This window comes from Pseudomonas sp. BP6, assembly GCF_017875935.1.
GTDB classification, from domain to species: Bacteria; Pseudomonadota; Gammaproteobacteria; order Pseudomonadales; family Pseudomonadaceae; genus Aquipseudomonas; species Aquipseudomonas putida_Y.
In genome coordinates, this window is the sequence record NZ_JAGINI010000001.1 from 5346308 (window position 1) to 5370781 (window position 24474).

Sequence of the window (24474 nt, forward strand, 5' to 3'; positions counted from 1 at the left end):
GGCGTTTTTGCTATCTGTCGTTTTGTCGTAGAGGCTTTCGAGCATGAACACTGTGCGTGAAACCATCGCCGCCATCGCCACGGCCCAGGGCCGTGGTGGTGTGGGTATTGTCAGGTTGTCCGGCCCTCTGGCTGCCAAGGCCGGCCTGTTGATCACCGGCCGCACCCTGACCCCGCGGCATGCCCATTACGGCCCATTCCGCGACGATGACGGGCTGGTGCTGGACGAAGGGATTGCGTTGTTCTTTCCTGGGCCTAATTCGTTCACTGGCGAGGACGTGCTTGAACTGCAGGGTCACGGCGGTCCTGTGGTGCTGGACATGCTGCTGCAGCGCTGTGTACAAGTCGGCTGTCGTCTGGCCCGCCCGGGCGAATTCAGCGAGCGCGCTTTCCTCAACGACAAGCTCGACCTGGCTCAGGCCGAAGCCATCGCCGACCTGATCGAGGCGAGTTCCAGCCAGGCAGCGCGCAACGCCCTGCGCTCGCTGCAAGGGGAATTCTCCAGGCGTGTGCACAGCCTCACCGAGGCGTTGATTGCCCTGCGTATTTACGTCGAGGCGGCGATCGACTTTCCTGAGGAAGAGATCGACTTCCTTGCCGATGGCCACGTGCTGTCGATGCTTGATGCCGTGCGCAGCGAGTTATCCACTGTGCAGCGCGAGGCCGGGCAAGGCGCCTTGCTGCGCGACGGCATGACGGTAGTCATTGCCGGCCGGCCGAATGCCGGTAAATCAAGCTTGCTGAACCAGCTGGCCGGACGGGAAGCAGCCATTGTCACGGACATCGCCGGTACCACGCGGGATATCCTGCGCGAACATATCCACATCGACGGCATGCCGCTGCACGTTGTCGATACTGCCGGCTTGCGCGATACCGATGACCATGTGGAAAAGATCGGTGTGGAACGTGCCCTGAAGGCAATTGGCGAGGCAGACCGCGTTCTGCTCGTGGTCGACTCCACTGCGCCCGAGGCCAGCGATCCGTTCGCTCTCTGGCCTGAGTTTCTCGCTCAGCGGCCGGATCCGGCCAAAGTCACGCTGATTCGCAACAAGGCCGACCTGAGTGGTGAGCGGGTAGCGCTGGAACAGTGCGATGACGGCCACGTGACCATTACCCTCAGCGCCAGGGGCGACGACACAGGGCTGCAACTGCTCCGTGAGCATCTGAAGGGCTGTATGGGTTACGAACAGACTGCAGAGAGTGGATTCAGCGCCCGCCGGCGCCATCTGGATGCCTTGCGCCAGGCCAGCGAGCACCTGGAGCACGGCCGTGCACAATTGACCTTGGCGGGCGCAGGAGAGCTTCTGGCTGAGGACTTACGCCAGGCACAGCATGCGCTGGGGGAAATCACAGGAGCATTCAGCTCGGATGACCTGCTTGGGCGGATTTTCTCCAGCTTCTGCATCGGCAAGTAATCCACAGCCTGGCAAGGTCAAGCGCCGCTCCTTAGGGAGCGGCTTTTTTTTGCCTGAAATTCGTTGCAGAAGCTGAATGCAGGCCGATGACCCAAGCACCCATGTGAGCGGGCGGGCCCGCGAAGAAGCCCTTACAAGCACCAGATCTCTGCGGATGTACCCATCCTTTCGCGGGCTCGACCGTTTCAACCTGATCATGTCTGCCCGCCAGCGCGATGAATTTTTCATGCCCGGCGTGAAAACTGTGCTCAGGAGCCCTGTGGAAAAGTCGCCTTCAGCTCAGTTGATAAGCGGGCTTTTTTTCTGAGGAAAAAACCGCCTGTGGGTAAACAGCTATTTAATCCACAGGATAAATGGCATTATCCATAGCCCTCATGCCACTCCAGACACAGGGTTTAATTTCTCTCTACATAGCGTCATTAGTGGGATAGGAGACTTTATCCACAGATATCGTTGTGCATAAGAATAAACATAAAAACAAAGCTTTTTAAATTTCTTCTCTCTGATTTCTGTTGTTTGCCACTCATCCACAGACTGGTCAAAATTTGCTCAGACGGTTTCTTTACTGGGGGTGAAGTCCCTATACTTGTCCGCTTACCTTCTCTATTCGCAAAAACAGGCACGAGGTGCGTGGTGGATTTCCCTTCCCGTTTTGACGTGATCGTCATCGGCGGCGGCCATGCCGGTACCGAGGCTGCGCTTGCGTCTGCACGCATGGGTGTGAAAACCCTGCTGCTGACCCATAACGTGGAAACCCTCGGTCACATGAGCTGCAACCCCGCCATCGGCGGTATTGGCAAAAGCCATCTGGTCAAAGAGATCGATGCGCTCGGCGGCGCCATGGCGCTGGCCACCGACAAGAGCGGCATCCAGTTCCGCGTTCTGAACAACCGCAAGGGCCCGGCCGTACGTGCCACCCGTGCACAAGCCGACCGCGCCATCTACAAGGCAGTGGTGCGTGAAATCCTGGAAAACCAGCCAAACCTGTGGATATTCCAGCAGTCCTGCGACGACCTGATCGTCGAGCAGGACCAGGTCAAAGGCGTGGTGACCCAGATGGGCCTGCGTTTCTTTGCCGAATCGGTGGTACTGACTACCGGTACCTTCCTCGGCGGCCTTATCCACATTGGTCTGCAAAACCATTCCGGTGGTCGCGCCGGTGATCCACCTTCGATTGCCCTGGCCCACCGCATGCGTGAACTGCCGCTGCGCGTCGGCCGTCTGAAAACCGGTACCCCGCCACGCATTGACGGCCGCTCTGTGGATTTCTCGGTAATGACCGAACAGCCGGGCGATACGCCGATCCCGGTGATGTCGTTCATGGGCAATGCTGAAATGCACCCGCGTCAGGTGAGCTGCTGGATTACCCACACCAATGCGCGCACCCACGAGATCATTGCCTCGAACCTCGACCGTTCACCGATGTACTCGGGCGTGATCGAAGGTGTCGGCCCGCGTTACTGTCCGTCGATCGAAGACAAGATCCACCGCTTCGCCGACAAGGAAAGCCACCAGGTGTTCATTGAGCCGGAAGGCTTGAACACCCATGAGTTGTATCCCAACGGTATTTCCACTTCGCTGCCGTTCGACGTGCAACTGGAGCTGGTCCGTTCGATCCGCGGCATGGAAAACGCCCACATCGTGCGCCCGGGCTATGCCATCGAGTACGACTACTTCGATCCCCGTGACCTCAAGTACAGCCTCGAGACCAAAGTCATCGACGGCCTGTTCTTCGCCGGGCAGATCAACGGCACCACCGGATACGAAGAAGCCGGTGCCCAAGGCCTGCTGGCCGGGACCAACGCTGCACTGCGTGCGCAAGGTCGCGACAGCTGGTGCCCGCGCCGCGATGAAGCCTACATCGGTGTGCTGGTCGACGACTTGATTACCTTGGGTACTCAGGAGCCGTACCGCATGTTCACTTCGCGCGCCGAGTACCGCCTGATCCTGCGCGAAGACAACGCCGACCTGCGCCTGACCGAAAAGGGCCGTGAACTGGGCCTGATCGATGACCAGCGCTGGGCCGCGTTCTGTGCCAAGCGCGACGGTATCGAGCGTGAGGAACAGCGCCTGAAATCGACCTGGGTGCGCCCGAACACTGAGCAAGGCCAAGCGATTGTGGATAAGTTTGGTACACCGCTTAGCCACGAATACAGCCTGCTCAACCTGCTGGCGCGGCCGGAAATCGATTACGCCGGCCTGATTGAGGCGACCGGTGGTGAAGCGATCGACCAGCAGGTCGCCGAGCAGGTCGAGATCCGCACCAAATACGCGGGTTACATCGACCGGCAGCAGGATGAAATCGCCCGACTGCGTGCCAGCGAAGACACCCGCCTGCCTGTGGATATCGACTACTCGACGATCTCCGGCCTGTCCAAGGAGATCCAGGGCAAGCTGGGCCAGACCCGTCCGGAAACCTTGGGGCAGGCTTCGCGCATCCCTGGCGTGACCCCGGCGGCGATTTCCCTGTTGTTGATACACTTGAAAAAACGCGGCGCTGGCCGCGAATTGGAGCAAAGCGCTTGAGTTCCCTGGTCACCCCGCAACACGCTGAAGAGTTGTCCACAGGTGCGCGCAAACTCGGAGTCGAGCTGAGCGCCGAGCATCACGAAAAGCTGCTCGGCTATCTGGCCCTGCTGATCAAATGGAACAAAGCGTACAACCTGACTGCCGTGCGCGACCCGGACGAGATGGTTTCACGCCATCTCCTGGATAGCCTCAGTGTCATGTCGTTTATCCACAGCGAACGTGACAGTTGGCTGGACGTCGGCAGCGGTGGAGGCATGCCGGGGATCCCGTTGGCAATTTTGCATCCGCACAAGCGGGTGACCGTGCTGGACGCCAATGGCAAGAAGACCCGTTTCCTGACACAGGTGAAAATGGAACTCAAGCTGGACAACCTCACGGTTATCCACAGCCGGGTCGAGGCCTTCCAGCCGCCACAACCGTTCGACGGAATCATCTCCCGCGCCTTCAGCAGCATGGAGAACTTCACCAATTGGACCCGCCACTTGGGCGACACCGGGACGCAATGGCTTGCAATGAAGGGGCTGCATCCTGCCGATGAACTGGTAGCATTGCCCGCAGACTTCACAGTGGAAAGCGAACAGGCCCTGACCGTTCCGGGTTGCCAGGGCCAGCGCCATCTGCTGATACTGCGCCGCAAGGCATGACTGGGAACACTCGCAACAATGGCTAAGGTATTCGCAATCGCGAACCAGAAAGGTGGTGTGGGCAAGACAACCACCTGTATCAATCTCGCCGCCTCGCTGGCTGCGACCAAGCGTCGTGTCCTGCTGATCGACCTCGATCCGCAGGGCAACGCCACCATGGGCAGCGGTGTGGACAAGCACGAGCTCGAGCACTCGGTCTACGACCTGCTGATCGGGGAGTGCGACTTGGCCCAGGCTATGCACTACTCCGAGCACGGAGGCTTCCAGTTGCTGCCGGCCAACCGTGACCTGACCGCCGCTGAGGTGGTGCTGCTGGAAATGCAGGTCAAGGAGAGCCGTCTGCGCAACGCGCTGGCGCCCATCCGCGATAACTACGACTACATCCTCATCGACTGCCCACCGTCGCTGTCGATGCTCACGCTCAATGCGCTGGTCGCTTCCGATGGCGTAATTATCCCCATGCAGTGTGAGTACTACGCGCTGGAAGGTCTCAGCGACCTTGTGGATAACATCAAGCGCATCGCCGCCCGGTTGAACCCGGAGTTGAAGATCGAGGGCCTGCTGCGGACCATGTACGATCCGCGTCTGAGCCTGAACAACGATGTTTCGGCGCAGTTGAAGGAGCACTTTGGCCCTCAGCTGTACGACACGGTCATTCCGCGCAACATTCGCTTGGCCGAGGCCCCCAGCTTCGGCATGCCAGCCCTTGCTTACGACAAGCAATCGCGGGGCGCGCTGGCTTACCTGGCCCTGGCAGGGGAACTGGTACGCCGTCAACGCCGTCCATCACGCACTGCACAAACAACTTAAGGAATCCGTATGGCCGTCAAGAAACGGGGTCTCGGACGTGGGTTGGATGCACTGCTCAGTGGTCCTTCCGTCAGCGCGCTCGAAGAGCAGGCTGTGAAGATCGACCAGAAAGAACTGCAACACCTGCCGGTCGAGCTGGTCCAGCGTGGCAAGTATCAGCCTCGCCGGGACATGGACCCGGAGGCGCTGGAAGAGCTTGCGCACTCGATTCGCAACCATGGTGTGATGCAACCGATCGTGGTGCGCCCGATTGGCGACAACCGATACGAGATCATCGCCGGTGAGCGCCGTTGGCGCGCTACCCAGCAGGCCGGCCTGGACACGATCCCGGCCATGGTCCGCGAAGTGCCCGACGAAGCCGCCATCGCCATGGCATTGATCGAGAACATCCAGCGCGAAGACCTCAACCCATTGGAAGAGGCCATGGCCCTGCAGCGCCTGCAACAGGAATTCGAGCTTACCCAGCAGCAGGTGGCTGACGCTGTGGGCAAGTCGCGGGTGACCGTGGCCAACCTGCTGCGCCTCATTACCTTGCCCGATGCGATCAAGACCATGCTCGCCCACGGTGACCTGGAGATGGGGCATGCCCGTGCATTGCTCGGCCTGGATGAAAATCGTCAGGAGGAGGGGGCGCGTCATGTTGTCGCACGTGGCCTCACCGTGCGCCAAACCGAAGCACTGGTCCGTCAGTGGCTCAGCGACAAGCCTGATCCGGTCGAACCGAGCAAACCTGATCCGGATATCGCACGCCTTGAACAGCGGCTCGCAGAGCGCCTGGGCTCGGCCGTGCAGATCCGTCATGGCAACAAGGGCAAAGGCCAGTTGGTTATTCGCTACAACTCGCTTGACGAGTTGCAAGGCGTGCTCGCTCACATCCGCTGAAACAATTCCTGTTGTAGCGTGAAGTCGGAAATCACTACCGAAGAGTTGAATAGGGGTTAATCCACCCCTATACTCTGCGCGCATTTTGTCGGCACAAATTATGCCAAGTCATAGCTGACTTGTTGGTCGACTTCCGAGGAGCAGTTGTGATGGAAATACGCACGCCAAACCGCCTGCCTTTCCATCGCTGGGCGGTTTTTCCGGTACTGCTGGCTCAATTTGTCGTACTGCTGCTGGCAACCTTGGTGTTGTGGCAGTGGAAAGGGTCGGTCAGTGGATATTCAGGCCTTTGCGGAGGTTTGATTGCCTGGCTGCCCAATGTGTATTTCGCCTGGAAGGCTTTTCGCTTCAGCGGGGCTCGGGCGGCACAAGCTATCGTCAAGTCGTTTTACGCTGGCGAGGCAGGCAAGATGATTTTGACGGCAGTGCTTTTTGCACTGACCTTTGCAGGAGTGAAGCCACTGGCGCCGCTAGCAGTATTCGGCGTCTTCGTGTTGACCCTTTTGGTCAGCTGGTTCGCGCCCCTGCTGATGAATAAAAGACTTTCGAGACCTTAGGGCGTTTGAGGCAACCATGGCAGCAGAAACCGCTTCGGGCTATATCCAGCACCACTTGCAGAACCTGACCTACGGTCAACTACCAGACGGCAGCTGGGGCTTCGCCCATTCGGCTGCAGAAGCCAAGGCAATGGGCTTCTGGGCGTTCCACCTGGACACCCTGGGTTGGTCCGTCGCGCTGGGTCTGATCTTCCTGTTGATCTTCCGCATGGCGGCCAAGAAGGCGACTTCCGGCCAACCTGGCGGTCTGCAGAACTTCGTTGAAGTGATGGTCGACTTCGTCAACGGCAGCGTGAAGGACTCCTTCCACGGCCGTAGCCCGGTAATCGCGCCGCTGGCGCTGACCATTTTCGTCTGGGTATTCCTGATGAACGCCGTCGACCTGATACCGGTCGACTGGATTCCTCAGCTGGCCATCCTGATTTCCGGTGACCCGCACATTCCGTTCCGCGCCGTGTCGACCACCGACCCGAACGCGACCCTGGCCATGGCCTTCTGCGTCTTCGCCCTGATCATCTTCTACAGCATCAAGGTCAAGGGCCTGGGCGGCTTCATCGGTGAGCTGACCCTGCACCCGTTTGGCAGCAAGAATATCTTCGTGCAGATCCTGCTGATTCCGGTCAACTTCCTGCTGGAATTCGTCACCCTGATCGCCAAGCCGATCTCGCTGGCACTGCGTCTGTTCGGCAACATGTATGCTGGCGAGCTGGTGTTCATCCTGATCGCTGTAATGTTCGGCTCGGGCCTGCTGTGGCTCAGCGGCCTGGGTGTGGTGCTGCAATGGGCGTGGGCTGTGTTCCACATCCTGATCATCACCCTGCAAGCTTTCATCTTCATGATGCTGACCATCGTCTACCTGTCGATGGCTCACGAAGATAACCATTAAGACCGCCTGGCGTGTCTGATAGCCTTCCCTGCCTGTACGGGGGGAGGGCTTAAAAAGTCCGCAAGGGCATGCTGTACCAAACGATTTGTTTTACCGCTTCAAACTAAAAACCTAACCAATACGACGTAAAAGTCGGGAGGAAAGATGGAAACTGTAGTTGGTCTGACCGCTATCGCTGTTGCTCTGCTGATCGGCCTGGGTGCTCTGGGTACCGCCATTGGTTTCGGCCTGCTGGGTGGCAAATTCCTGGAAGGCGCTGCTCGTCAACCAGAAATGGTTCCGATGCTGCAGGTCAAAATGTTCATCGTTGCCGGTCTGCTCGACGCCGTAACCATGATCGGTGTTGGTATCGCTCTGTTCTTCACCTTCGCGAATCCGTTCGTTGGTCAGATCGCCGGCTAATCACTCGTCACCACGAGTTGATGGCTGTATGAATTAAGACCGAGCGAGGTGTTGGCGTGAACATTAATGCAACCCTGATTGGCCAATCCGTTGCTTTCCTGATTTTTGTACTCTTCTGCATGAAGTATGTATGGCCTCCGGTCATCACTGCCCTGCAAGAGCGCCAAAAGAAGATTGCCGACGGCTTGGACGCTGCCAACCGCGCAGCTCGCGACCTGGAGCTGGCCCAAGAGAAAGCGGGTCAGCAACTGCGTGAAGCTAAAGCACAGGCAGCCGAAATCATCGAGCAAAGCAAGAAACGCGCTGCTCAGCTTGTCGACGAAGCCCGTGAACAGGCTCGCGTCGAAGCTGACCGTGTGAAGGCTCAGGCTCTGGCCGAGATCGAACAGGAACTGAACAGCGCTAAAGACGCCCTGCGTGCCCAAGTGGGTGCTCTGGCCGTTGGTGGTGCTGAAAAGATCCTTGGCGCCACAATCGATCAAAACGCGCATGCGGAGCTGGTTAACAAACTGGCCGCTGAAATTTAAGCGAGGGCGATCATGGCAGAACTGACCACGTTGGCCCGACCTTACGCTAAGGCTGCCTTTGAGCATGCCCAGGCCCATCAGCAACTGGCCAATTGGTCAGCCATGCTCGGCCTGGCTGCTGCGGTGTCGCAAGACGACACCATGCAGCGCCTGCTCAAGGCCCCGCGACTGACGAGCGCAGAAAAGGCCGCCACGTTCATTGACGTGTGCGGTGACAAGTTCAATGCACAGGCACAGAATTTCATTCATGTTGCCGCGGAAAACGACCGTCTCCTGCTTCTGCCGGAGATTGCCGCTCTGTTCGACCTGTACAAGGCCGAGCAAGAGAAATCCGTGGACGTGGAAGTCACCAGTGCCTTCGCGTTGAACCAAGAACAGCAAGACAAACTCGCCAAGGTTCTCAGTGCACGGTTAGGCCAGGAAGTGCGCCTGCACGCGTCGGAGGATGCCAGCCTGATTGGCGGCGTCGTCATCCGCGCCGGTGACCTGGTAATCGATGGCTCTGTTCGCGGCAAAATCGCGAAACTGGCCGAAGCATTGAAATCTTGAGTTTGAAGGGGCAGCAGAGCAATGCAGCAACTCAATCCTTCCGAAATTAGTGAAATCATCAAGGGCCGCATCGATAACCTCGATGTGAGCTCCCAAGCCCGTAACGAAGGTACCGTCGTTTCGGTATCCGACGGTATCGTGCGGATCCACGGTCTGGCCGACGTCATGTACGGCGAAATGATCGAGTTCCCTGGCAGCGTCTACGGCATGGCCCTGAACCTGGAGCAAGACTCCGTAGGTGCAGTGATCCTGGGTGGCTATGACACCCTCGCCGAAGGCATGAGCGCCAAGTGCACCGGCCGCATCCTGGAAGTTCCGGTTGGTAAGGAACTGCTGGGCCGCGTCGTTGACGCACTGGGTAACCCGATCGACGGCAAAGGTCCTCTGGGCAACACCGAGACCGACGCAGTCGAGAAAGTGGCTCCAGGCGTGATCTGGCGTAAGTCGGTAGACCAGCCTGTACAGACTGGCTACAAGTCCGTCGACGCCATGATCCCTGTCGGCCGTGGCCAGCGCGAGCTGATCATTGGCGACCGTCAGATCGGCAAGACCGCCATGGCCATCGACGCCATCATCAACCAGAAAGACTCCGGTATTTTCTGTGTTTATGTTGCAGTCGGCCAGAAGCGTTCCACCGTTGCCAACATCGTTCGCAAGCTGGAAGAAACCGGCGCCCTGGCCAACACCATCGTGGTTGTTGCCAGTGCTTCGGAATCCGCCGCACTGCAATTCCTGGCGCCATACGCCGGTTGCACCATGGGCGAGTTCTTCCGCGACCGCGGTGAAGACGCACTGATCGTTTACGATGACCTGTCCAAGCAGGCCGTTGCCTACCGTCAGATCTCCCTGCTGCTGCGCCGTCCACCAGGACGCGAAGCATACCCAGGCGACGTGTTCTATCTCCACTCCCGTCTGCTGGAGCGTGCATCGCGCGTTTCGGAAGAGTACGTCGAGAAGTTCACCAACGGTGCTGTCACTGGCAAAACCGGTTCCCTGACCGCTCTGCCGATCATCGAAACCCAGGCTGGCGACGTTTCTGCGTTCGTTCCGACCAACGTGATTTCCATCACCGACGGTCAGATCTTCCTGGAATCGGCCATGTTCAACTCGGGCATCCGCCCTGCAGTGAACGCCGGTGTTTCGGTATCCCGCGTGGGTGGTGCCGCTCAGACCAAGATCATCAAGAAGCTGTCCGGTGGTATTCGTACCGCTCTGGCTCAGTACCGTGAACTGGCTGCATTCGCCCAGTTCGCGTCCGATCTGGACGAAGCGACCCGCAAGCAGCTGGAGCATGGTCAGCGCGTTACCGAGCTGATGAAGCAGAAGCAGTACGCGCCGATGTCCATCGCGGACATGGCTCTGTCGCTGTACGCCGCTGAGCGTGGCTTCCTGACCGACGTAGAGGTCTCCAAGATCGGCAGCTTCGAGCAAGCACTGATCGCCTTCTTCAACCGTGATCACGCTGAACTGATGGCGAAGATCAACGTGAAGGGTGACTTCAACGACGAAATCGACGCAGGCCTGAAAGCCGGTATCGAGAAGTTCAAGGCCACCCAGACCTGGTAAGCCGCAGCGGGGGCTCAGGCCCCCGCTTGCTAACCTGATAGGTGATACATGGCAGGCGCAAAAGAGATTCGCAGTAAGATTGCGAGCATCAAAAGCACGCAAAAAATTACCAGCGCCATGGAGAAAGTGGCGGTCAGCAAGATGCGCAAGGCACAAATGCGCATGGCTGCTAGCCGTCCTTACGCGGAACGTATCCGCCAGGTGATCGGTCATCTGGCCAACGCCAACCCGGAATACCGCCACCCGTTCATGATCGAGCGCCCTGTAAAGCGCGCCGGTTATATCGTGGTGAGCAGTGACCGTGGTCTGTGCGGTGGCTTGAACACCAACCTGTTCAAGGCCCTGGTCAAGGACATGAGCGCAAACCGCGAACAGGGCGTGGAAATCGACCTGTGCGTGATCGGCAGCAAGGGTGCGACTTTCTTCCGCATCTTTGGCGGCAACGTCGTAGCAGCGATCAGCCACTTGGGCGAAGAGCCATCGATCAATGATCTGATCGGCTCCGTCAAAGTGATGCTGGACGCCTACCTGGACGGCCGTATCGATCGCCTCTCGGTGGTTTCGAACAAGTTCATCAATACCATGACCCAGAAGCCGACGGTCGAGCAATTGGTACCGTTGGTGGCAACCCCGGATCAGGATCTCAAGCATCACTGGGACTACCTGTATGAACCCGACGCAAAAGAGCTGCTGGACGGCTTGATGGTGCGTTACGTGGAGTCGCAGGTATACCAGGCGGTGGTCGAGAACAACGCTGCTGAACAAGCGGCCCGGATGATCGCCATGAAGAACGCCACAGACAACGCCGGTGATTTGATCAAAGAGCTTCAGTTGATCTACAACAAGGCGCGTCAGGCTGCGATCACCCAGGAGATCTCGGAAATCGTCGGCGGCGCTGCCGCGGTTTAACGGTTCACATATTCAGAGGATCCAGCTATGAGTAGCGGACGTATCGTTCAAATCATCGGCGCCGTCATCGACGTGGAATTCCCACGTGACGTCGTGCCGAGTGTATACAACGCGCTTAAAGTACAAGGCGCGGAAACCACCCTGGAAGTTCAGCAGCAGCTGGGCGACGGCGTGGTTCGTACCATTGCGATGGGCTCGACCGAAGGCCTGAAGCGCGGTCTGGATGTCGTCGACACCGGCGCTGCCATTTCCGTTCCAGTTGGTAAGGCCACCCTGGGCCGTATCATGGACGTACTGGGCAACCCGATCGACGAAGCCGGCCCGATCGGCGAAGAAGAGCGTCGCGGTATCCACCAGCCAGCGCCTTCGTTCGCTGACCAGGCGGGCGGCAACGACCTGCTGGAAACCGGCATCAAGGTTATCGACCTGGTTTGCCCGTTCGCCAAGGGTGGTAAGGTTGGTCTGTTCGGTGGTGCCGGTGTCGGCAAGACCGTAAACATGATGGAACTGATCCGTAACATCGCCATGGAACACAGCGGTTACTCCGTGTTCGCTGGTGTGGGTGAGCGTACTCGTGAGGGTAACGACTTCTACCACGAGATGAAGGACTCCAACGTTCTCGACAAGGTAGCGCTGGTCTACGGTCAGATGAACGAGCCACCAGGAAACCGTCTGCGTGTAGCGCTGACCGGCCTGACCATGGCCGAGAAGTTCCGTGACGAAGGTAACGACGTTCTGCTGTTCGTCGACAACATCTATCGTTACACCCTGGCCGGTACCGAAGTATCCGCACTGCTGGGCCGTATGCCTTCGGCAGTAGGTTACCAGCCGACCCTGGCTGAAGAGATGGGCGTTCTGCAAGAGCGCATCACCTCCACCAAGGAAGGTTCGATCACCTCCGTACAGGCCGTATATGTACCTGCGGACGACTTGACCGACCCGTCGCCAGCGACCACCTTCGCCCACTTGGACGCCACCGTCGTTCTGTCCCGTGACATCGCCTCCCTGGGTATCTACCCAGCGGTCGACCCACTGGACTCGACTTCGCGCCAGCTGGACCCGAACGTGATCGGCAACGAGCACTACGAGACCGCTCGTGGCGTTCAGTATGTTCTGCAGCGCTACAAAGAGCTGAAGGACATCATTGCGATCCTGGGTATGGACGAACTGTCCGAAGCCGACAAGCAACTGGTAGCCCGCGCTCGTAAGATCCAGCGCTTCCTGTCGCAGCCGTTCTTCGTGGCAGAAGTCTTCACCGGTTCGCCAGGCAAGTACGTTTCCCTGAAAGACACCATCGCTGGCTTCAGCGGCATCCTCAAAGGTGACTACGACCACCTGCCAGAACAAGCGTTCTACATGGTCGGCAGCATCGACGAAGCGATCGAGAAAGCCAAGAAACTGTAATTCCTGCGCCCCGCAAGGGGCGCTATCAGGTTGAGGCAAGCAGATGGCTATGACAGTCCATTGCGATATCGTCAGCGCGGAAGGAGAGATCTTCTCCGGCCTGGTCGAGATGGTGGTTGCGCACGGTAACCTGGGTGATCTTGGTATCGCTCCAGGCCATGCGCCACTGATCACCAATCTCAAGCCTGGTCCGATCACGCTGACCAAGCAGGGTGGCGCACAAGAGGTGTTCTACATCTCTGGTGGTTTCCTCGAGGTTCAGCCGAACATGGTCAAGGTGCTTGCCGATACCGTGCAACGTGCTGCAGACCTGGATGAAGCTCAGGCTCAGGAGGCCCTCAAGGCTGCCGAGAACGCCCTGAATCTGAAAGGCGCGGACTTCGACTACGGCGCCGCCGCCGCACGTCTGGCCGAGGCCGCAGCTCAGCTGCGTACCGTCCAGCAAATGCGCAGAGGCAAGTAATCGGCTACGGCTGATAACTTCTGTTGCGATTGAGTAAAAGGGTAGCCTCGGCTACCCTTTTTCTTTTTCTGTTTTCTCCCCCCACGGTCTTTCACTGACCGCCCAGGATTGGTAGCCAGTAATGTCACTCGATATCGTTATTCTCGCCGCCGGCCAAGGCACCCGCATGCGCTCGGCGCTGCCCAAAGTGTTGCACCCGGTAGCTGGCAATTCCATGCTCGGCCATGTTATCCACAGCGCGCGCCAACTTCAGCCGCAAGGTATTCATGTGGTCATTGGCCATGGTGCCGAACTGGTTCGCGAGCGCCTGGCCGCTGACGACCTGAATTTCGTCATGCAGGATAAACAGCTGGGTACCGGTCACGCTGTTGCCCAGGCACTGCCGGCGCTGACCGCTGACACTGTGCTGGTGTTATACGGCGACGTGCCGTTGATCGAAGTGGAGACCCTGCAGCGTCTGTTGGCAAAGGCCAACGATCAGCAACTGGGACTGCTTACAGTCACCCTCGACGATCCGACCGGCTATGGCCGAATCGTGCGTGACGAGCAGGGCAAGGTAACTGCCATCGTTGAGCACAAGGACGCCAACGACGCGCAAAAAGCGATCAAGGAAGGCAACACTGGAATTCTGGCCCTGCCAGCCGCGCGTCTTGCCGACTGGATGGGCCGGCTGTCGAACAACAACGCCCAGGGCGAGTATTACCTGACTGACGTAATCGCCATGGCAGTGGCCGATGGCTTGGTGGTGGCAACTGAACAGCCACACGATGCTATGGAAGTGCAGGGCGCCAACGACCGCCGCCAGCTGTCCGAGCTTGAGCGTCACTACCAGTTGCGTGAAGGCCGCCGTCTGATGGCTCAGGGAGTTACCCTGCGCGACCCGGCACGCTTCGATGTTCGTGGTGAAGTGAGCGTAGGTCGTGACGTGCTGATCGACATCAACGTGATTCTCGAAGGCAAGGTGGTCATCGAAGACGATGTGCAGATCGGCCCTAACTGCGTGATCAAGAACACGACCCTGCGCAAAGGCGCGGTGGTCAAGGCCAACAGCCACCTTGAAGGCGCGGTGATGGGAGAAGGCAGCGATGCTGGCCCGTTCGCCCGCCTGCGCCCGGGCAGCGTACTGGAAGCCAAGGCCCATGTGGGTAACTTCGTCGAACTGAAAAACGCCCACCTGGGTGAAGGGGCCAAGGCTGGACACCTGGCTTACCTGGGTGATGCCGAAATCGGTGCGCGGACCAATATCGGCGCCGGCACCATCACCTGCAACTACGATGGTGCCAACAAGTTCAAGACCGTGATGGGTGAAGACGTGTTCATCGGTTCGAACAACTCGCTGGTGGCACCTGTGGAAATCAAGGCCGGCGCGACCACCGCAGCCGGTTCGACTATCACCCAGGCCGTAGAAGCGGGTGACCTGGCTGTAGCCCGTGCGCGCCAGCGCAACATATCGGGCTGGAAGCGCCCGGAGAAGATCAAGAAGAGCTGAGTTATTCACAGCCATTTCGATCGAAAGCCGACTTATGTGAATAAGTCGGCTTTTTTATTGGCCCTGTCCCGCGTCTACAGGACCGCGCCAAAGCAGAGGAAACAATCCACAGGTCAGCGACAGGTTGACGAATCGCTCGTCTTAGGTTTTGATTGCAACCACTAACTTTCGAATCGAAACTTAAACGCACATGTCGAAACGAAACACACCACAACGGCGACACAATATTCTGGCTTTGCTCAGCGAGCAGGGTGAGGTAAGTGTGGACGCGTTGGCCAAGCGTTTCGCCACCTCGGAAGTGACCATTCGCAAAGACCTCGCTGCCTTGGAAACCAACGGCTTGTTGTTGCGCCGCTACGGTGGTGCGGTGCCGGTGCCGCAAGAGTTGCTCGGTGAACCGGCACAACCCGTCTCTTCCTATAAAAAGGCCATTGCGCGTGCCGCCGTCGGACGTATCCGCGAACATGCGCGCATTATCATCGACAGCGGCAGCACCACGGCGGCAATGATCCCCGAACTGGGGCGCCAGCCAGGTCTGGTGGTGATGACCAATTCACTCAATGTGGCCCGCGCAATCTGCGACCTCGAACACGAGCCGGTGCTGCTGATGACCGGTGGCACCTGGGACCCGCATTCCGAATCGTTCCAGGGCCAGGTCGCGGAGCAGGTATTGCGCTCCTACGATTTCGACCAATTATTCATCGGTGCCGACGGCATCGACCTCGGCCGGGGTACCACTACCTTCAACGAACTTCTTGGGCTGAGCCGGGTCATGGCGGAAGTTGCCCGTGAAGTGATCGTGATGGTCGAGTCGGACAAGGTGGGGCGCAAGATCCCTAACCTCGAGCTGCCCTGGGGCAGCGTGCACACCCTTATTACAGATGAACGCCTGCCAGCAGCAGCGCGCGAACAAATTCAAGCCCGCGGCATCAACCTGATCTGCGCCGCGATCAGCCAGGAGCAATAAAACATGTGTGGAATCGTTGGTGCTGTCGCCGAGCGTAATATCACAGCCATCCTGATCGAAGGCCTCAAGCGTCTTGAATACCGCGGTTACGACAGCGCCGGTTTGGCTGTACTCACCCAGAACGGTGAACTGCAGCGCCGCCGCCGCATCGGCAAGGTCAGCGAGCTGGAGGTTGCTGTTGCTGATGACCCATTGGCAGGCCAGCTGGGTATTGCCCACACCCGCTGGGCTACCCACGGCGCGCCAACTGAAGGCAACGCCCACCCGCACTTCTCGGGCAATGACGTGGCCGTGGTGCACAACGGCATCATCGAGAACCACGAGGAACTGCGCGAAGAGCTGAAAGGGCTGGGCTATGTCTTCAGTTCCCAGACCGATACCGAAGTCATCGTCCACCTGATCCACCACACCCTGAAGAGCATTCCAGACCTGACCGACGCCCTGAAGGCGGCGGTGAGGCGCCTGCATGGTGCTTACGGCCTGGCGCTGATCAGTGCCAAGCAGCCGGACCGCCTGGTCGCCGCACGCAGTGGCAGCCCGCTGGTAATCGGCCTGGGCCTTGGCGAGAACTTCCTGGCGTCCGATCAACTGGCGCTGCGCCAGGTTACTGACCGCTTCATGTACCTGGAAGAAGGCGATATCGCTGAAATTCGCCGTGATCAGGTCTCCATCTGGGACCAGCAGGGCAACAAGGTCCAGCGCGAAACCGTGCAGTATCATGAAGGTGCCGAGGCTGCCGACAAGGGCGCTTACCGTCACTTCATGCTCAAGGAAATTCACGAGCAGCCAAGCGTTGTTCAGCGCACGCTTGAAGGCCGCCTGGGCAAGGACAACGTGCTGGTCCAGGCCTTTGGCCCGCAAGCTGCCGACCTGTTTGCCAAGGTGCGCAACGTGCAGATCGTTGCCTGTGGCACCAGCTACCACGCCGGTATGGTTGCGCGTTACTGGCTGGAAAGCCTGGCCGGCATCCCTTGCCAGGTGGAAGTGGCCAGCGAGTTCCGTTACCGCAAGGTGGTGGTGCAGCCGGACACGCTGTTCGTCTCCATCTCGCAGTCCGGCGAAACCGCCGATACCTTGGCCGCACTGCGCAACGCCAAGGAGTTGGGTTTCCTTGGCAGCCTGGCGATCTGCAACGTGGGTATCAGCTCGTTGGTACGCGAGTCGGACTTGACCCTGCTGACCTTGGCCGGCCCTGAAATCGGCGTGGCTTCGACCAAAGCGTTCACCACCCAGCTGGTTTCGCTGATGCTGCTGACCCTGGCCCTGGGTCAGGTGCGCGGTACGCTGGAAGCCGGTGTCGAAGCTGAGCTGGTTGAAGAGCTGCGTCGACTGCCAACCCGCCTGGGCGAAGCCCTGGCCATGGATGCCACCGTCGAGAAAATTGCCGAGCTGTTCGCCGACAAGCACCATACCCTGTTCCTCGGCCGCGGCGCGCAGTACCCGGTGGCGATGGAAGGTGCTCTCAAGCTTAAAGAGATCTCCTACATCCACGCCGAAGCTTACCCAGCAGGCGAGTTGAAGCACGGCCCGCTGGCTCTGGTGGACAACGACATGCCGGTGGTTACCGTTGCACCGAACAACGAACTGCTGGAGAAGCTGAAGTCCAACCTGCAGGAAGTGCGTGCCCGTGGTGGCGAGCTGGTAGTGTTCGCCGACGAGCACGCTGGCATGACCAATGGCGAAGGCACCCACGTGATCAAGGTGCCGCACATTGCCGATGCCCTGGCGCCAATCCTGTACACCATCCCGCTGCAGTTGCTGTCTTATTATGTGGCCGTGCTAAAGGGGACCGACGTTGACCAGCCGCGTAATTTGGCCAAGTCGGTGACTGTCGAGTAAGGGGTCTGCTCGTGATAAAGCTGTAGATTTAGAGAATTAAACCTGTCGCAGGAGGCGGTGAGTCGACCCCGCCGCCGCCTGCAATGCTCCTGCTCCTTAAAGTTGCCTCACTCGTTCGACGCTGGCTTTTGGGCAATGACGTTAAAGCGATGCCAATGCTTCGTGCCTCGCATGCTGGGCCCATCATATTCATGGATTTTGAACGCCTTCAAGCTAAGGTCTTGGAATAGCACACGGGCTTCTGACTCAGAGTGAAAGGTCCTCTCCGGGTCGGATGCCCAATCATCCTTGTCACCGAAGAGTTGGCCCACGAACACTCCTCCAGGGAGAAGTGCAGACGTCACAACTGACCAGAATTTTTCAAAGTGATCTGGATGACAAAATGGTAAGGCCATGCCTGCATGGATCAATGACGAGGGTGGCAAAGCCTCGATGCTTTCAAACCATTGGGTAGCTGTTTCTAGCTTTGCAGCAGGGTGATCCAGACCTATGGCGTGTACCATTTCGATTGCGGCCGGCTCTCGGTCGATAGCTAGAACATCCCAGCCCGCTTGAAGTAAAGCGCGAGTCTCATTGCCAGAGCCACAGCCCAGATCCACAGCTTTTCTAGAGTTTGTCTGAGTGCTCGCAAGTCCGATTGCTGTGTGAAGAAGCGATGATGCTGGACGGTCTCTGTGGTGCTCGTAATACGTTGTCCACTTGAAAGACCCGCACGCGTCTTTGCATTGCATTTTTGTATCCTTCCCTGAGGTCGTAATCTTGTAAGCGTACGCCCAACTCACTTTGCGTAAGTCAGGCCGATACCCGCTGATGCGGCAGTTGCCCAATCTCACTGGCCCGCTGTGTCGGCAGCCGCGTCAGCACATCTTTGAGACAGGCATACGGATCATGCCCATTCATGCGCGCTGACTGGATCAGACTCATGATTGCAGCAGCTCGTTTGCCACTGCGCAGTGATCCGGCAAACAAGCCGTTCGAGCGACCGAGTACCCATGGCCGTAGCTGCTTCTCGACCTGTTGTTGCCGATGGGTACAGCCCCATCGTCCAGGTAGCGCGTCAGCGCTACCCGGCGTTTCACGCTTTATTCGAGGGTTTTGGTCGTGGCTGATCCGTTGGGTGCCAAGTCGCGTTGGGCCAACATCCAGTCGTGCAGTGTTTTGCTGATCGGTACCGCCATTTCCTGACGTATTCGCCAACGGTCTTCGATGGTCATGTCCCGAGCCTGGCGCTCAACCTCGTACAAACCGCCAATCGAGTGCAGCGCCTGTTCGGCCAACTGGCTTTTGTTCGCGACATGCAGGTCAAAGAACTTGCGGCGAGCATGAGCCCTGCAGCCGATTTCAGTGATGCCTTGCTCAAAACCGGCTTTGTAGCCGGCGAAGTCATCGCAGACCAACTTGCCGTTCCAGTCACCCAGAAAGTTGCGTGCGTGTTCGCCGGTACGGCTTGGTCTGAAGTCATAGATTACTGCCTTGAGCGCTGAAAACGGCGTCGTGGTGTAAGCCCAGACGTAGGTCCGGTGGGTTTTCTTCTCGCCTGGTGCGAGCATTTGCACGGGTGTTTCATCGGTGTGAATCACACCCTGGTTCAGCACCGCTTCATGCAGTGCATCGACCAGCGGCTGGAGCCGTACACCGGTTTGCCCGACCCACTGGGCCAAGGTCGAGCGAGCAATGGTCAGCCCGGCACAGCCACCTTTTCATGCACTTGCCGATTTGCTCTCGCCAGCCGTAATCAGCCAGTGGGATTGAGCAACTGCCACACTTGAATGAGCCCGACCAGGTGCACAAGGCCATACAACAAGCATATTGCCGAGCTGACCACGATGAAACGGCCACTGCGCCCGGTACCCGCCAGAGCAAAAGGGCCAAGTACGCCGCGTAACAGGTAGATCACAGTGATGGCGATCAGCGCAGGTCGTAACAAGGGCAATGGATCGACCACTCCGGCTCCTGACAAGGCATACAGGCCCCAGGTAGCGAGAACCAGGGCGATGCCCGCCGTTACTACCGCTGGATACCAACGCCCAGCCTGGGCCGCACGCACAAAACGCTCGCCAGCGCCGAACAGGCGATACCACGATGGCCCCACCAGGATTACCCCCACGTGCATGATCGACGCCAGTAGGCTAAGCCCCGCGGCCAGCAGCAAAGCGGTGTTGTAGTCATTCGACATATCATCTCTCCATGATGAATTGCACAGCGCCAGCTGCCTCATGCACGACAGGCCTTACCCCCCGGCGTTGCGTTGACTCAAGCGCTTACCTGGGCCTCAGCACGCGTGCCGACATCCATGATCTGGTAGCGTAGCTTGCGGCCGTCGACAGCGGCAGCGGCTTCGACACCACCCGTCATAGCACCAAATATCCCGTGCCCGGTGCGGGTGGATGCGCCACACAAGAACAGGTTTCGTATTTCGGTTTTGGTACCCGGGCGATTATGCAGGAAGTACTCAGGCGTGAATGCCAGGCCATAAGATGTTCCACCGGCTGAACCGATGAAACGGGTCACCGAGAACGGGGTGGAGACTTCCTGATACACGATATGCTGCGACATACCCGGTATCACGCGTTCAGCCAGTGCAATCAGTTGCCGCGCATACCATTCCTTCTTGGCCAGGTACGTTGGGTTGTTCCGGTAGCTGCCATCCGCTACCTCGGCCTGCGTAACACCCCAGCTTTCCGGGTTCGAAGGAACTGCCGACATCAATTGCAGGTTGTAGATGCCTGGCGGGGCAATGGCCGGATTGTCCGGGTCCTTCATGGTGGCATTACCGATGAACAGATGGGGCTCATCCGGGAACTGTCCGGCGAACACCTCACGGTAGGCACGTTCGTAGTCGCAACCGGGATAGATGCGATAATTGGTGTTCTTCAGCCCCATCGCCTTCAGGTCCATATCGACACCCAGGTAAACCACACCCATAGCCGGCGACATTTCGAAACACTCTGCCTTGGTGACGGTTTTAGCCGTGAGGTGGTCCCGTCCGATCAAGTCCAGCAAGGTGTGTTTGATGTCGGCGTTGCAGATCACCGCGTCTGCCTTGACCGTACGTTTGCCCAGATGCTTGTTACTGAATTCGACACCTACCGCGCGGCCCTTCTCGACCAGGATACGCTCGACCTTGGAACGCAGCAGGATCTTGCCTCCGTTGCGTTCGACAACCGCGCCGAGTTTGTCAGAGAACATCTGCCCCCCTCCCGACGGGTAATATGACCCTTGCAGGAAGTGGTTCACCACCGCAGCGTGGCCAGCCATGGTCGCCCTGCTGGGCGGTTGATGGTAAACGCCAAGCTGCCCGGTCAGGATGGCGCGCAGGCGCTGATCCTGTGTGCAGGTGTCGAGAAACTGGGCGACCGTCGATTTCGAATGACGCATCAGCATCCAGGAACGTGGCAGCACCCATAGCGCCGAGAGCGGCCGGGAGTGAATGCCCATGAAATCCCAGACTTGCTGTAGCATCTTGAAATAACGGTTGATGCCTGATTTTTCCTTGGGGAACGCATCGATGAGCCTTTCCCGGAAGCGCTCATATCCGCGCGGCACGGCAAACTGAAAATCGGGGAAACAGAGCGTTTCGAAACCTTCTGGATCCTGCTCGATAAAGTTGATTTCACCATCGTCGATGCCGGCGCCGCGTAAAATACGCGGGATCAACCCTTCCTTGCCACAGTCGCCGATGTAATGAAGACCTACGTCGAACTCGTAATCCTTGCCCTTACGATGAAAGACCGTGGCGCAGCCCCCCATTTCATAGTGCATGTCCAGCACCAATACCTGCTTGCCACGATTGGCGAGGGTAGCGGCTGCGGTCAGTCCACCAATGCCGGCACCCACGACAATCACGTCGAAGGTATCGTTCTCCAGCGTCTTGAATCGGTCATAGCTTTGCATGGGCATTCGTCCGGGTGCACTTCAAGCGTGCTGCAGATGGTGGTCGCGGGTCGGATCGACCGCTTCGGCTTCGCGCACAAGGTGTGCAAGTTTGTTCGGCTGATGACTCCACTTCTGGTAATCGTCCAGCGGTGGGATGCTCTGGAGAATGACGGGCCAATGTTGTGCAAGCTCGGCATTCAACGCCAGGAAGTACCGATTACCGTCATCCAGGCGGTTCTCCGGCAAAATCGCCTCTTCAGGGCATTCCGGCAGGCAGAGACCACAATCGACGCATGCCTCCGGGTTGATCACGATGAAGTTCGGCCCCAGGTGGAACGCGTCTGCAGGGCATATATCCACACAGTTGGTGTGTCGGCACTGGATGCAGTTGTCCGTCACTACATAAGTCATGGTTAGTCTCTCGAGGTCGTATTTACGGGCACATCACTGGCTAGAAGTAGCGGTCAACCAACAAGCGGGCAGACAACATCGTTCCGATGAAGCCAGCACCAGGGAACGTCCACGCGCCCACCTGGTAAAGCCCCTTTACCGGATACTTCTGCGGGAAACGGTTAAACAGTCCGGACTGCTGAGGCGTTTGTTCGAACCCATAGATCGCACCCTGTGGGTTCTGTGTGAACTTGGTCATCGTGCGCGGTGACCCTGCTTCACAGACTTCGATGTGGTCGCGCAGGCCTGGAATGACGCGCTCGGCATTAGCGATCAACAACTCGGTCAGCGCGGCTTTCTTGCGGCGGTAAGCGATTTTTTCCAGCGAGTGCCAAACGTCGGGGCCGGTGAGGGTGAACAGGCCAAGGCTGGACTTTCCAGGCGGCACCATGGACGGATCGACATTGGAGAAATAGTTGATCGACCAACTGGTGTTGTCCTGATGCAGTTCGCCGGCCTGGATATGTTCGAATTGCGCGCGTTGCGTTTTCCCGGGTGAAAAGAAGTGGATGTATTCCTCAGGGTCGACACCCAGTTCACTCAGCGGGCAATCCAGGCCCAGATACACCTGGAAGCCGGATACCGAAAACTTCAGCTGGTTCAACCGAGCGAGGTATTTGCTGGAGAAGTGCTCTTTTCCTGCCAAACCCACCACGGCATGCGGCGAAACATTGGCCACGACGTTGCGGGCCTTCACCGGCCCCGATCTGCGCGTGACGACGCCGGTGACCCTGCCTCGGTCGACCATTATCTGCTGGACTCCCGACTCCAGTTCGACACGGCCGCCGTGCGCCTCGATAACTTCGACCAATGCCGAGGAAAGCGCCTGCGAGCCGCCCTTGATCGAGTAGCCGCCGTTTTCCAGATAGTCGATGAAGGGGTACGAGAAATAGCCGAATGCCAAGTCTTTCGCCGGCAGCCCGTAGTAGCTCCACTGTGCCGACAGTACTTCCTTCAGGCGTTTGTTGCGGGTGAACCTGGAAAAGTACTTATCCACCGTTTCATGGCCATAGCGCAGAACCCGGGGATAGGCGAAGGGGGTCGCGACAAATCGCATCCAGAACGGTTTGGGTGAATAAAGGAAGCCGCAAAGGTCCTTATAGTTGCGCTTGGACTCGGCGAACAACCGATTGATGTTGTCGATTTCCTCGGGGAAGCAGCGATACAGGGTCTGTTTGTAACCTTCCAGGTCGCGATGCCCTACGGTGATGTCGATATCGGGTGAACGGTAGCGATAGAGCGTCGGGTGATGGAGAAACTCGATCTTGTCCGCGACACCGCAAGCCTCGATCACCTTGAATGAATGCGCACCGCGGACGACACCATCGAACGAATGCAGGGACACATCGAAGGTGAAGTCTTTACGGCGAAAATTGCTCGCGTAACCACCCGGAATATTGTGCTTTTCCACCACCAGGACTTTTTGACCCCGTTGGGCCATCAGGCTGGCGCTGGCGAGCGCGCCCAGCCCTGCTCCTACAAAAACAGTATCGTATGATTGACTCATGAATGCTCCAGGCATCACCACGCAGCAGATTGCGCAAGGCGAATCAGGCTGTCAGGCCACCGTCGATCAGGAAGGTCTGGCCAGTGATGTAGTCGGCTTGCGGTGACAACAGGAAGCTGGCCAATGCAGCAACTTCCTGTACTTCACCGAAGCGCTTGAGCGGGATGTTGTCGGTGATCGACTTGCGCACATGATCGGGGATCTGATCGATCATGTCCGTGGCGATGTAGCCGGGCGCGATGGCATTGACATTGATCTTGAAGCGCGCCAGTTCCAACGCCATGGTCTTGGTGATACCAATCATCGCGGCCTTGGTCGCGGAATAACCCAATTGGCCCTTGTTCCCCTTTACGCCACTGACGGAGGACATGTGCAAAATCTTGCCTCGCCGTTCACCAGCCATGGCCGGGACCAACGACTTGCTGAAATAAACCGCCGAGTCGAGGTTGGTCGCAACCACGTCGCGATAGCGCTCGACATCGAGGTTGAACAACAGCTGGTCGCCAGTCACGCCCATGTTGTTGATCAAGCCATAGGGGCCGCCAAGATCGTTGACCAACTGTTCGCACAATGAACTGACCGACTGGAAGTCCCGACCGTCACAGGCATGCCCGTGCGCCCGGCCACCGTTGGCGGCTACCTCCTGCTCGAGCTGGCGGGCCGCGTCAGCAGAGGATTGATAGGTGAACGCGACCTCATAACCCTCACGCGCCAGGTGTTGTACAAGTGCGCGCCCTATACCGCGGGTACCGCCGCTGATGAGTATCCACTTGCCTTTGCCCAGCTGTTGGACATCCATGTTCT

General features: G+C 58.4%; 23 protein-coding genes and 1 pseudogene. 17 read left to right on the forward strand and 7 right to left on the reverse strand.

Features of this window, described 5'->3' with window-relative positions; all coding sequences use genetic code 11:
• Positions 1–43 precede the first annotated feature (43 nt).
• The 17 genes from mnmE to glmS all read left to right on the forward strand — a co-directional run bounded on the left by mnmE (position 44) and on the right by glmS (position 17837).
• A complete protein-coding gene (gene mnmE, locus J3A98_RS24260; RefSeq protein WP_209969028.1) occupies positions 44–1414 on the forward strand; it encodes a tRNA uridine-5-carboxymethylaminomethyl(34) synthesis GTPase MnmE in 1371 nt (456 codons plus the stop codon).
• 633 nt (positions 1415–2047) lie between these two features.
• Positions 2048–3940, forward strand: a complete 1893-nt coding sequence (gene mnmG / locus J3A98_RS24265) for a tRNA uridine-5-carboxymethylaminomethyl(34) synthesis enzyme MnmG (RefSeq protein WP_209969030.1) — start codon at positions 2048–2050, stop codon at positions 3938–3940.
• Complete coding sequence (gene rsmG, locus J3A98_RS24270) at positions 3937–4587, forward strand: 16S rRNA (guanine(527)-N(7))-methyltransferase RsmG (protein ID WP_176682958.1); 651 nt, start codon at positions 3937–3939, stop codon at positions 4585–4587. The genes mnmG and rsmG overlap by 4 nt, the downstream gene beginning before the upstream one ends.
• A gap of 18 nt (positions 4588–4605) precedes the next feature.
• Positions 4606–5397: a ParA family protein gene (locus J3A98_RS24275; RefSeq protein WP_003253182.1), complete on the forward strand. Its 792-nt coding sequence runs from the start codon at positions 4606–4608 to the stop codon at positions 5395–5397.
• A 9-nt stretch (positions 5398–5406) separates the two neighbouring features.
• Positions 5407–6279 carry a ParB/RepB/Spo0J family partition protein gene (locus J3A98_RS24280; protein WP_003253185.1) on the forward strand — a complete coding sequence of 291 codons (873 nt, stop codon included), beginning with the start codon at positions 5407–5409 and terminating at the stop codon, positions 6277–6279.
• A gap of 149 nt (positions 6280–6428) precedes the next feature.
• Positions 6429–6836 (forward strand): F0F1 ATP synthase subunit I, encoded by a 408-nt coding sequence (locus J3A98_RS24285; protein WP_010955890.1) that lies wholly within the window; start codon positions 6429–6431, stop codon positions 6834–6836.
• Positions 6837–6852: 16 nt separating this feature from the next.
• Positions 6853–7722: a F0F1 ATP synthase subunit A gene (gene atpB, locus J3A98_RS24290; protein WP_010955889.1), complete on the forward strand. Its 870-nt coding sequence runs from the start codon at positions 6853–6855 to the stop codon at positions 7720–7722.
• Positions 7723–7866: 144 nt separating this feature from the next.
• The gene (atpE, locus tag J3A98_RS24295; protein ID WP_003097235.1) at positions 7867–8124 is read left to right on the forward strand and encodes a F0F1 ATP synthase subunit C; all 258 of its coding nucleotides are present in this window, start codon (positions 7867–7869) and stop codon (positions 8122–8124) included.
• A 56-nt stretch (positions 8125–8180) separates the two neighbouring features.
• Positions 8181–8651, forward strand: a complete 471-nt coding sequence (locus J3A98_RS24300) for a F0F1 ATP synthase subunit B (protein WP_010955888.1) — start codon at positions 8181–8183, stop codon at positions 8649–8651.
• Positions 8652–8663: 12 nt separating this feature from the next.
• Positions 8664–9200: a F0F1 ATP synthase subunit delta gene (locus J3A98_RS24305; RefSeq protein ID WP_003253191.1), complete on the forward strand. Its 537-nt coding sequence runs from the start codon at positions 8664–8666 to the stop codon at positions 9198–9200.
• Between the two features lie 21 nt (positions 9201–9221).
• Positions 9222–10766 (forward strand): F0F1 ATP synthase subunit alpha, encoded by a 1545-nt coding sequence (gene atpA / locus J3A98_RS24310; RefSeq protein ID WP_176682956.1) that lies wholly within the window; start codon positions 9222–9224, stop codon positions 10764–10766.
• Between the two features lie 48 nt (positions 10767–10814).
• Positions 10815–11675 (forward strand): F0F1 ATP synthase subunit gamma, encoded by an 861-nt coding sequence (gene atpG / locus J3A98_RS24315; protein WP_003253195.1) that lies wholly within the window; start codon positions 10815–10817, stop codon positions 11673–11675.
• A gap of 27 nt (positions 11676–11702) precedes the next feature.
• Positions 11703–13079: a F0F1 ATP synthase subunit beta gene (gene atpD / locus J3A98_RS24320; protein WP_003253197.1), complete on the forward strand. Its 1377-nt coding sequence runs from the start codon at positions 11703–11705 to the stop codon at positions 13077–13079.
• A gap of 43 nt (positions 13080–13122) precedes the next feature.
• Positions 13123–13542 carry a F0F1 ATP synthase subunit epsilon gene (locus J3A98_RS24325; protein WP_003260039.1) on the forward strand — a complete coding sequence of 140 codons (420 nt, stop codon included), beginning with the start codon at positions 13123–13125 and terminating at the stop codon, positions 13540–13542.
• A 121-nt stretch (positions 13543–13663) separates the two neighbouring features.
• A complete protein-coding gene (gene glmU, locus J3A98_RS24330; protein WP_209969033.1) occupies positions 13664–15031 on the forward strand; it encodes a bifunctional UDP-N-acetylglucosamine diphosphorylase/glucosamine-1-phosphate N-acetyltransferase GlmU in 1368 nt (455 codons plus the stop codon).
• 190 nt (positions 15032–15221) lie between these two features.
• Positions 15222–15998 carry a DeoR family transcriptional regulator gene (locus J3A98_RS24335; protein WP_003253204.1) on the forward strand — a complete coding sequence of 259 codons (777 nt, stop codon included), beginning with the start codon at positions 15222–15224 and terminating at the stop codon, positions 15996–15998.
• Positions 15999–16001: 3 nt separating this feature from the next.
• A complete protein-coding gene (gene glmS, locus J3A98_RS24340; protein ID WP_209969036.1) occupies positions 16002–17837 on the forward strand; it encodes a glutamine--fructose-6-phosphate transaminase (isomerizing) in 1836 nt (611 codons plus the stop codon).
• A 107-nt stretch (positions 17838–17944) separates the two neighbouring features.
• Here the strand turns inward: glmS and J3A98_RS24345 are convergent, their stop codons facing one another.
• The 7 genes and pseudogenes from J3A98_RS24345 to J3A98_RS24375 all read right to left on the reverse strand — a co-directional run bounded on the left by J3A98_RS24345 (position 17945) and on the right by J3A98_RS24375 (position 24469).
• Positions 17945–18568 (reverse strand): methyltransferase domain-containing protein, encoded by a 624-nt coding sequence (locus J3A98_RS24345; RefSeq protein WP_209969039.1) that lies wholly within the window; start codon positions 18566–18568, stop codon positions 17945–17947.
• 61 nt (positions 18569–18629) lie between these two features.
• Positions 18630–19525, reverse strand: a pseudogene (locus J3A98_RS24350) (IS66 family transposase); the annotation flags it as partial.
• A gap of 47 nt (positions 19526–19572) precedes the next feature.
• Positions 19573–20013 carry a hypothetical protein gene (locus J3A98_RS24355; RefSeq protein ID WP_176682953.1) on the reverse strand — a complete coding sequence of 147 codons (441 nt, stop codon included), beginning with the start codon at positions 20011–20013 and terminating at the stop codon, positions 19573–19575.
• Between the two features lie 77 nt (positions 20014–20090).
• Positions 20091–21731, reverse strand: a complete 1641-nt coding sequence (locus J3A98_RS24360; RefSeq protein ID WP_209969043.1) for an NAD(P)/FAD-dependent oxidoreductase — start codon at positions 21729–21731, stop codon at positions 20091–20093.
• Positions 21732–21752: 21 nt separating this feature from the next.
• The gene (fdxA, locus tag J3A98_RS24365) at positions 21753–22124 is read right to left on the reverse strand and encodes a ferredoxin FdxA (RefSeq protein WP_209969047.1); all 372 of its coding nucleotides are present in this window, start codon (positions 22122–22124) and stop codon (positions 21753–21755) included.
• A 40-nt stretch (positions 22125–22164) separates the two neighbouring features.
• Entirely contained in the window at positions 22165–23670 is a 1506-nt protein-coding gene (locus tag J3A98_RS24370) for an NAD(P)/FAD-dependent oxidoreductase (protein WP_209969052.1), read from the reverse strand.
• A gap of 43 nt (positions 23671–23713) precedes the next feature.
• Positions 23714–24469 (reverse strand): 3-oxoacyl-ACP reductase family protein, encoded by a 756-nt coding sequence (locus J3A98_RS24375; RefSeq protein ID WP_176682949.1) that lies wholly within the window; start codon positions 24467–24469, stop codon positions 23714–23716.
• Between the last annotated feature and the right edge of the window lie 5 nt (positions 24470–24474).